This is a genomic window from Klebsiella sp. AqSCr (genome assembly GCF_008452795.1).
Lineage (GTDB): Bacteria > Pseudomonadota > Gammaproteobacteria > Enterobacterales > Enterobacteriaceae > Klebsiella > Klebsiella pneumoniae.
Map to the genome: position 1 here is coordinate 2,088,601 of NZ_MJDM01000005.1, position 1,723 is coordinate 2,090,323.

Consider the following 1,723-nt stretch of genomic DNA (forward strand, 5'->3'; position numbering starts at 1 on the left):
GGCAGCGGCGGCAGCGCCCGGCGCAGGGTGACGCAGATCAGGGCGTCGAGCGCCGGCAAGCGCGCCAGGTCGCTTACCGGGATAAACCCGCGCCGGTCGCAGCGGCTTAGCGCCCCGGTAAATTCGCCGTCGCACCACAGCCCCACCCGCTTACCGCTCACCAGCATCTGGTTAACGGTTTTCACCGCCGCGCGAAAATCGGTCATCCGGGCGTTCAGCTGGAAGGCCAGCGTGTCGAGGGCGGCCAGCTCGTTGACGTCGGTGGCGGTGGTGATCACCGGGTCGGCGTCGAGCATCCCGGCGAGATAGCGGGTCAGCGCATTGGCCCCCCCGGCATGGCCGGAGAGCAAGCTGATGACGTGCCGGGCGCGCTCATCAATCACCACCACCGCCGGGTCGCTGAGCTTGTCATTCACCAGCGGGGCCAGCACCCGCACGGCAATCCCGGTGGCGCCGATAAAAATCAGCGCCGAGAAGCTGCTGAACGCCTCGCGGGCAGCGCTGGCAAAGCCGCCGTTGAAGGGGATAAACCCCTCTTCCTGCAGCGCTTCGCTGGTGTAACAGGTAAGCGGCAGCATGGCCGCCAGCCGTTTTGCCAGCCGCACGCCGCCGGGCGTCAGGCAAAACAGGGCAATGGATTCAGGCTTTACGGTATTCATGGCTAAAATCCGCTGCGTACAGTTTTGAGTAGTGATACTCATCGCCGAGGAAGGGGCCGACCAGGATCAGCGCCGTTTTGCGGATCCCGGCGTCGCGTACTTTGTCGCCGATGTCCGCGAGGGTACCGCGGACGGTCTGGCTTTCCGGCCAGGTGGCCTTGTAGATCACCGCGACCGGGGTGGTCGCGGGGTAGCCGCCCTCCACCAGCCGCTCCGCCACCCGGTGAATACGTTGCACCGACAGGTAAATCGCCATCGAGGTTTGATGGCTGGCAAAGGCTTCCAGCTGTTCGCGCGCGGGAACCGGCGTGCGCCCTTCCAGACGGGTAATAATCAGACTCTGCGAGACTTCGGGTACCGTGTACTCCACCCCCAGCTCCGCCGCCGCGCCGAGGAAAGCGCTGACGCCCGGCACCACCTGCCAGCGGATCCCGCGGCGGGTCAGCTCTTCGCCCTGCTCGCGCACCGAGCCATATAGCGAGACGTCGCCCGTCTGCAGACGCACCACCGTTTTTCCCGCCTTCACCCCCGCCTCCATCAGGTCGAGGATCTGCTCCAGATGCAGCGCGGCGCTGTCGTGGCACTCCGCCTGTGGCGGACAGTAGGCCAGTAGCTCGGTGTTGATCAGCGACCCGGCGTAGATCACTACCTGCGCCTGCTGTAGCAGACGGTAGCCTTTGAGAGTAATCAGTTCGCGATCGCCCGGACCGGCGCCGACGAACCACACGCAATGGGGATCAAAAGTCTCAGCCATGGTTTTCTTCCTTCTGACAGGCGATGACAAAAACGGGATTATGGGGTTTGAAGTAGTGGCCGCTGCCCAGGGTAGCCAGGGTGGAGACCGCCAGCTGCTGGCAGTCCACCTCGTGGATGCCGCTCTGCCGCAGGTGCGCCAGGGCGCTATGAAGGTTTTCCTGCAAAATAAAAGTCATCACCAGCCGGCCGCCAGGATGCAGCTGCGCCAGCGACCAGTCGATCAGCGCCGTCAGGTGGCCGCCGCTGCCCCCCATAAAGATCGCGTCGGCTTTGTCGGCGACCGCCAGCGGCGCAACAACCGCCATGGT

General features: G+C 64.9%; 2 protein-coding genes and 1 pseudogene. All 3 read right to left on the reverse strand.

What is annotated here, in order from left to right; all coding sequences use genetic code 11:
- Positions 1 to 659: cobalt-precorrin 5A hydrolase (locus tag BHE81_RS28775; protein ID WP_323126093.1), on the reverse strand; the 659-nt coding region annotated here is incomplete at its 3' end.
- A complete protein-coding gene (locus BHE81_RS14155; protein WP_004149602.1) occupies positions 640 to 1,413 on the reverse strand; it encodes a cobalt-precorrin-4 methyltransferase in 774 nt (257 codons plus the stop codon). The genes BHE81_RS14155 and BHE81_RS28775, both read right to left, overlap by 20 nt.
- A pseudogene (locus tag BHE81_RS28780) lies at positions 1,406 to 1,723 on the reverse strand (cobalt-precorrin-6Y C(15)-methyltransferase); the annotation flags it as partial. The gene BHE81_RS14155 and the pseudogene BHE81_RS28780, both read right to left, overlap by 8 nt.

Bases quoted from the DNA above. Each gene is read 5' to 3' on its own strand.
- BHE81_RS14155 (WP_004149602.1), bottom strand. From the start codon at position 1,413: ATGGCTGAGACTTTTGATCCCCATTGCGTGTGGTTCGTCGGCGCCGGT.